The sequence below is a fragment of the Parvibaculum sp. genome, assembly GCF_002684405.1.
Taxonomy (GTDB): Bacteria; Pseudomonadota; Alphaproteobacteria; order Parvibaculales; family Parvibaculaceae; genus Parvibaculum.
Genome location: NZ_NYVD01000134.1, coordinates 42,667 through 48,666 on the forward strand (window position 1 = coordinate 42,667; position 6,000 = coordinate 48,666).

5 protein-coding genes are annotated in these 6,000 nt (G+C 62.6%); 3 read left to right on the forward strand and 2 right to left on the reverse strand.

The genetic code is table 11. The features are described 5' to 3' along the window. Positions 1–87: 87 nt before the first annotated feature. Together leuA and CMI59_RS12560 are read right to left on the reverse strand one after the other, a co-directional pair. The gene (gene leuA, locus CMI59_RS12555) at positions 88–1,740 is read right to left on the reverse strand and encodes a 2-isopropylmalate synthase (RefSeq protein ID WP_293328596.1); all 1,653 of its coding nucleotides are present in this window, start codon (positions 1,738–1,740) and stop codon (positions 88–90) included. Positions 1,741–2,080: 340 nt separating this feature from the next. Beyond that, positions 2,081–2,707 (reverse strand): SCO family protein, encoded by a 627-nt coding sequence (locus CMI59_RS12560; protein WP_293328597.1) that lies wholly within the window; start codon positions 2,705–2,707, stop codon positions 2,081–2,083. Between the two features lie 162 nt (positions 2,708–2,869). Here CMI59_RS12560 and CMI59_RS12565 point away from each other — a divergent pair, with 162 nt between their 5' ends. The 3 genes from CMI59_RS12565 to CMI59_RS12575 form a co-directional block, all read left to right on the forward strand. Next, a complete protein-coding gene (locus tag CMI59_RS12565; protein WP_293328598.1) occupies positions 2,870–3,517 on the forward strand; it encodes an ankyrin repeat domain-containing protein in 648 nt (215 codons plus the stop codon). Between the two features lie 78 nt (positions 3,518–3,595). Beyond that, positions 3,596–4,702: an MBL fold metallo-hydrolase gene (locus CMI59_RS12570; RefSeq protein ID WP_293328599.1), complete on the forward strand. Its 1,107-nt coding sequence runs from the start codon at positions 3,596–3,598 to the stop codon at positions 4,700–4,702. 120 nt (positions 4,703–4,822) lie between these two features. After that, the coding region (locus CMI59_RS12575) for an ActS/PrrB/RegB family redox-sensitive histidine kinase (protein WP_293328600.1) at positions 4,823–6,000 on the forward strand (1,178 nt) is incomplete at its 3' end.

A 6,000-nucleotide genomic window follows, 5' to 3' on the forward strand; every position in this document is an offset into this window, starting at 1 on the left:
CCAATTTTGCAGGCCTTTTGGGGGCAAAGTGCCGGAATATTCCCGAAACCGGGCACGGGCGGGAAGGGCTCCCGCCCGGCTCTATGGTTAACGGGCGGCGGCCCGGTTGGCCGCGCTCACCAGCGCTTTCAGCGAGGCGGTGATGATGTTGGGGTCGAGCCCCACGCCGAACAGATCGCCCGGGTGATCCGGGTCGCCGACCTCGATAAAGGCGGCGGCCTGCGCGTCCGAGCCGGATCCGAGCGAATGCTCGTCATACTGGCGCACCTGCAGGTTCACCGAGAGGGCATTCAGGGCGGCGTCGATCGGACCGTTTCCGAGCCCGGTCAGTTCCTCTTCCCTGCCATGCCGTTTCACGCGCATCTTCACGCCTTGCTTGCCGCCCTCGTCGAAGAGCGTGTGGCCGACATATTCGAACGGCTCTTTCGCATTCAGATATTCTTCCTCGAAGATGCGCCAGATATCGGCGGCGCGGACTTCCTGGCCGGTGAGGTCGGTATATTTCTGCACGGCGGAACTGAATTCCACCTGCAGCCGCCGCGGCATGGAGAGCCCGTATTCGGTCTCCAGCAGATACGAGATGCCGCCCTTGCCGGACTGACTGTTCACCCGAATGATCGAGTCATAAGTGCGGCCCACATCGCGCGGATCGATCGGCAGATAGGGCACATCCCAGACCTGCTCCTCTTTCTTGCGCGCGCCGAGGCCCTTTTTGATCGCGTCCTGATGGGATCCGGAAAAGGCGGTGAACACCAGATCGCCCACATAAGGGTGGCGCGGATGGATCGGCAATTGCGTGCAATATTCCGCTGTGCGGGCGATCTCGTTGATCTGCGAAAAGTCGAGACCGGGATGCACGCCCTGGCTGTAGAGATTGAGCGCCAGCGTGACGAGGTCGACATTGCCCGTGCGCTCGCCATTGCCGAAGAGGCAGCCTTCCACGCGGTCCGCACCCGCCATCACGGCGAGTTCGGCAGCGGCCACCGCCGTGCCGCGGTCATTATGCGGATGGACCGAGAGGACGATGCCGTCGCGCCGCTCCAGGTTCCTGTGCATCCATTCGATCTGATCGGCATAGACATTGGGCGAGGCCATCTCCACCGTCGCCGGCAGGTTCACGATCACCTTGTTGTTGGATGATGCGTTCCAGATTTCCGTCACCGCGTCGACGACCTCTTTGGCGAAGTCGAGTTCGGTGCCCGAAAAGACTTCCGGGCTGTACTGGAACGTCCAGTTCGTTTCGGGCTGGCCGGCGGCGAGTTCCTTGATCTGATGCGCCGCTTCCGTCGCAATGGCTTTCACGCCCTGCTTGCCCTGGTTGAACACCACATCGCGGAAATTCGGCGCGGTCGCATTATAGACATGCACGATGGCATTCTTTGCGCCGCGCAGGGATTCCATGGTGCGGGCGATGAGCTCGGGGCGGGCCTGCGTCAGCACCTCCACGCGCACATCGTCCGGAACCTTTCCCTGCTCGATCAGCTCACGGATGAAGTTGAAATCCGTGTCGCTGGCCGACGGGAATCCCGCCTCGATCTCCTTGAAGCCGATCTTTACCAGCAGTTCGAACATGGCGCGTTTGCGCTCTGCGTTCATCGGTTCGAAAAGCGCCTGATTGCCGTCCCGGAGGTCCGTGCTCATCCAGATGGGCGGTGTGGAGATCGTCTTGCTGGGCCATTGGCGATCGGACAATTCGACCGGCTTGAACGGCCTGTATTTTCGACTTGGGTCTTGCAACATGGTTCTTCTCGAGATTCAGCGGCCATTTCGCCGCGCATCCATCATGCAATGAAAAGCTTGCAAGAGGATTGCGCCGCGCTGGCGGCGATAAACGAACGGATGGACTGGATATGTCGGAAGGGGATGTTTTCTGCGCTCAAGCGCAGAGCAGCGCACGCGCAAGAAGGCCCGTCCGCAGAAGCGGAAGGTCCTGGCCGAGAACAGCGATGTGGCGCGGTGCGTTCATGAGGCGAACATAGGCAGCGCGCAGCATCCGGTCAAGACGATGAATCAAATCATGCGTTGGCGGATGATCCTGCAAATAGGGTAGCAGGACTGACCTGTTTGGCTGGACCCCGCTTCAGTCCATCTTCGCTTTCATTGCCTTGGCCATCTCTTCCGGCGTGGCGCGGGTGCCGACGAAGAAGGTGAGGAATTTGTTGTCCGGGCTCATGAAGTAGATATAGGGCGTGTGTTCCATCGTATAGCCGCCTTCCGCACTGGGGTCCTTCACCTTGTCATATTGCGCGCGATAGGCCTTTGCGGCGGCTGCAATCTGTTCGGGCGTACCGGTCAGCCCGACGAGCCGGGGATCGAATTGCTGGATGTAGAGTTTTATCTGCTCCGGAGTGTCGCGTTCCGGGTCGATGGTGATGAATATCGGCTGCACCTTCTTGGCGTCATCGCCCAGCGCATCCATCGCAGCGGCCATCTTGGCAAGATCGGTGGGGCAGACATCGGGGCAATAGGTGAAGCCGAAATAGATCAGCAGGTATTTCCCGCCGAAGCTCTCCTGGGTAACGGTTTGCCCGTCCTGGTTCACGAGGGTGAAAGGCCCGCCGATCTGCGGGGTGCCGGTGGAGACCACGGGCTGGCCGTTGCCGCCGGTGGATACTTGTCCGCCCGAGAGGTGACCAGTGAGCCAGTAGCCGATGCCTGCGATGACGATGAGGGCGCCCAGCGTCAAAATCCATCCCGTACGGCTCATCTCGATCCTCCTGTGAAAACCGGCTTGAAGTCTGGCCCTGCCGGATACCGGTGCCCTCGCGCTTGCGGACAAGCGGCGTGAATTGGGTATAATGCGAAAATAGTTTCGCATACCAGTCTCAGGGCGGCGATTAAATCCGCGCCCGGGACGGGTCGCTCACCGATGCAGCAGCTGACAGTCATGACGAACATCAAGCGTATTTCCGTTTCCGCCGCAATGCGCGTTTTTCGCGCACTCACCTCCGTCGCTCTCTGCGCTGGGCTGGCGGTCGCCGTTCTGCTTCCGGCAGCGCCTGCCGCCCATGCAGCTCCGCCCGGCGCCCCCAGTGCGATCATCAAGGATAACGATATGATCGAAGCCGCCCGAGGCGGCGACCTGGAGGAGCTTCAGCGTCAATTGAATATCGGCGCGTCGCCCAATGAGAGCGGCCGCGACCGTATTCCCGCCATTGTGGTCGCCGCGCAATACGGCCAGGCCAAGGCGGTCCGCATCCTGCTGGATGCCGGGGCCGATCCCGATCGCCGCGCGCCTGACGGGGACACGGCTCTGTCCACCGTGGCGCGGAGCGGACGGGCCGATATCGCACAGATGTTGCTGCAGAAGGGCGCCGATCCCGACCGCTATGGTCCCGACCGCGATGCGCCTTTGCTGATTGCGACGCGGGCCCATCATACCGATGTCGTGGTGGCGCTGATCCAGCATGGTGCCTACCTCGAAGAATCCGATGTCACCGGGCGCACGGCGCTGGATCTCGCCCGCGAGAACCATTTTTCCGACATTGTCGCCCTGCTGGAAGAGGCAGAATCCTGATCGCTACCTCGGCGCCGAATGGGAAGGGGCGGCACTAGGGGTGAAATAGAGCTTTGGGCTCCCTATTTTAGAACTGTTATGAGTTCCACCAGAAAAACCTTCCGCCCCACCGGTTTTGCTCGCCGCCGCGCCGCGCGCGCGCAGGAGGAAGAGCGTGCCGGAACGGCAGGCTCCCCGCCTGAGCGACCCTGGCACCACCTGCCGGACGGCACGTTTCGCAATCCCCCGGGATGCGAGAACCGGGGCGGAAAGCAGCGGCTCAAGCATGTCGGGCCCTATTTCCTCGAAATGATGAAGCTCGGCACGAAGAAGGTCGACGTACCGGAAGGGCATGTCGTGCCGCGGGGTGAAGCGGTCCGCGCGCTGGCCGAGCATGCGGAGAGCGATCATGACTTCCTGACCTGGGTCGGCCATGCCTGCTTCCTCATCCGCATGGGCGGCTACACCATTCTGACCGACCCCTACCTCACCACCTATGCGGGTCCGAAAGGCGTGGGGCCAAGGCGGTTCGTGAAGGCGGGTGTTCCCGTCTCCGCCCTGCCGCCCATCGATCTTCTGGTCATCAGCCACAACCACTACGACCATCTGGATGAACGCGCACTGGCCCAGCTGCCGGGCAAGGACCGCATGACCGTGCTGGTGCCGCTGCGTCTGGGCGATTTCTTCCGCGAGCGCGGTTTCGCCAATGTCGTGGAGCTGGACTGGCATGAGTGCCACGAACTCGATGGTCTGGCCGTGACCGCGCTGCCCGTGGTGCATTGGTCGCGCCGCAGCGGCTGGGATACCAATCGCACGCTCTGGGCGGGATTTGCTTTCAAGACAGCAGGCCATCACCTGTTTTTCGGCGGCGACAGCGCCTATGGCCCGATTTTCGAGGAGCTGGGCGAAAAATACGGGCCCTTCGACACGGCGCTGCTCGGGATCGGTGCCTATGCCCCGCGGGAAATGATGCATGCCTCCCACGCCACGCCGGAAGAAGCCGTGCGCATGGGTCGGGAGCTGAAAGCCTCCCGCCTTGTCGGCATGCATTGGGGTACGGTGCTCCTCACCATCGAGCCTCCCTTCGAGCCCCCGGCCCGCTTCATGCTGGCCGGCACCAATGGCGGCTATGAGCGCGACGATCTCTGGATCATGCGCATCGGGGAAACACGCCTTCTGGCCGGCGATTGGCCCTCCAACCGCTGATCCTCCCGTCCTGGATAATCGGCCCTCTGGACCTGCCGCCTTCCCTGCGGCAGAAAGATCGTCAACGGAACGATTTGAAGGCCCGGATGACAGCTTGTCCGGGCCCCTATGGAGGACTTTATGGCGGACCGCAGCAGCATGAACTGGCTTCGCCGGACCTTTCTTTCCGGTGGCTTGCCCGATGCCGGAGACAGCGCGCGGATCCGCCTGCAAACGCTGGTTGTGTTGCGCTGGATGGCGGTTGCCGGGCAGCTTGTCGCCGTGCTGACCGTTAATCTGGTGCTGGGTTTCCCGCTGCCGCTCGGCCTTTGTCTGGCGGTGATCGCCGCTTCGGCATGGCTGAACGTCTTCCTCACCCTGCGCTATCGTAGCGTGATGCGTCTGCCGGACTGGCAGGCGGCGGTCTATTTCGCCATCGATCTGATGCAGCTTGCCGTGCTGCTTTTCCTTACCGGCGGATTGCAGAACCCCTTCGTGCTTCTTTTCATGGCACCGGTCACCATTTCGGCGACCACGCTGTCACTACGGTCCACGATAGCGCTCCTCCTGCTGGCGCTTGTCTATGTGACGGCACTGGCCACGGTGCATATGCCGCTGCCCTGGGTGAACGGCGAAACACTCGAGCTTCCCCGCCTCTACATCATCGGCATATGGACATCGCTCACTATCGGGCTGGCCTTCATGGCGGCCTATGCCTGGCGGGTCGCGCAGGAATCCCGGCATATGTCCGCCGCGCTGGCGGCAACGCAGGCGGTGCTGTCCCGCGCGCAGCGCCTTTCCGCGCTGGATGGGCTTGCCGCAGCGGCGGCGCATGAACTCGGCACGCCGCTGGGTACCATCTCGCTCGTCTCGCGCGAACTGGAACGTGGCGGACAGAGCGACACGGAAATGAAGGAAGACCTTCGCCTCATCGCCAGCCAGGCCGAACGCTGCCGGGAAATCCTGTCGCGCCTTTCGCGCCAGCCCAGTGCGGACGACATGATCTATTCGCGCCTGCCGCTTCATGCCCTGCTGGAGGAAGTCGTGCGGCCGCATAGCGACATGGATGTGGGCTTCCGGCTCGATGTGGAAAGCGACGAGGCCGATGGCGAGGAGCCCGATCTCTGGCGACGGCCGGAGGTCCTGTACGGATTGGGCAATTTCGTCGAGAACGCAGCCGATTTCGCCGAGAACGAGGTTGCCGTGACCGCGCGCTACTCGCGGGAAGAAATCGCGGTGGAAATTGTGGATGACGGCCCCGGTTTCGGTCCGGACGTGCTGGAGCGGCTGGGCGAGCCCTATGTCACGACACGGCCCCG

What these genes read in the sequence shown, in the direction of transcription:
- leuA (WP_293328596.1), bottom strand. Translation starts at nt 1,740, where the DNA reads ATGTTGCAAGACCCAAGTCGAAAATACAGGCCGTTCAAGCCGGTCGAA.
- CMI59_RS12560 (WP_293328597.1), bottom strand. Translation starts at nt 2,707, where the DNA reads ATGAGCCGTACGGGATGGATTTTGACGCTGGGCGCCCTCATCGTCATC.
- CMI59_RS12565 (WP_293328598.1), top strand. Translation starts at nt 2,870, where the DNA reads ATGCAGCAGCTGACAGTCATGACGAACATCAAGCGTATTTCCGTTTCC.
- CMI59_RS12570 (WP_293328599.1), top strand. Translation starts at nt 3,596, where the DNA reads ATGAGTTCCACCAGAAAAACCTTCCGCCCCACCGGTTTTGCTCGCCGC.